Here is an 831-nt window from a genome sequence, read left to right on the forward strand (position 1 = left end):
CGGAGTTCCCGTGGGAGTCGGAGTCGGAGTTCCCGTGGGAGTCGGAGTCGGAGTTCCCGTGGGAGTCGGAGTCGGAGTTCCCGTGGGAGTCGGAGTCGGAGGGTTATTGACAACAATGCTTGCTGTGACGATCGCAGAATCAGCTTTCCCGTCATTAGCTTTGTAGGTAAAAGAGTCTGTCCCTGCAAAACCAGCATTCGGAGTGTAACTGAAAGAACCGTTAGCATTGAGGGCGATCGACCCTGTAGCCGGATTTGTCACCAGAATCGCCGTCAGCGGGTCGTTTTCCGGGTCTGTATCGTTGATTAAGACTCCCAAACCAGTCACGTTGAGACCCGTATTAAAAGGAGTAGTATAGGTGTCAGAATTCGCAACAGGCGGGTTATTGTTGACGTTTACAGTTACGGTAGCGGGTGCAGAGTTAACTATCCCGTCGCTGACTGTGTAGGTAAAGGTGTCTGTTCCAGAAAAGCCTGCGTTAGGAGTATAAGTGAAAGAACCGTCTTTGTTGAGGGCGATCGACCCTTTCGTCGGATTTGCGGCCAGCGCAGCAGTCAGCGTGTCAAAGTCCGCGTCGGAATCGTTCGCTAAAACTCCCGGCACTACGCTGAGGACTGTTCCCGCACTGATGCTGTAGGTGTCAGCTTGTGGCTGCGGCGGACTGTTAGTAACGTTGATATTCACCGTAGCGGGGACAGTAGCAGCGCCGTCGCTAACGCTGTAGGTGAAAGTGTCAGTGCCTACAAAGCCTGGATTGGGAGTATAAGTGAAGCCGCCCAAGTTATCGAACGCGATCGAACCTTTGGTCGGGCCTGTAACTAAAGCGGCATT

1 protein-coding gene is annotated in these 831 nt (G+C 53.2%); it reads right to left on the bottom strand.

All coding sequences use genetic code 11. The annotated features are described in order from the left end of the window. On the bottom strand, positions 1-831 hold an 831-nt coding region (locus QUA99_RS01930; RefSeq protein WP_333460289.1), incomplete at both ends, for an Ig-like domain-containing protein.

It is taken from the genome of Microcoleus sp. F10-B2 (assembly GCF_036704965.1).
GTDB lineage: Bacteria > Cyanobacteriota > Cyanobacteriia > Cyanobacteriales > Microcoleaceae > Microcoleus.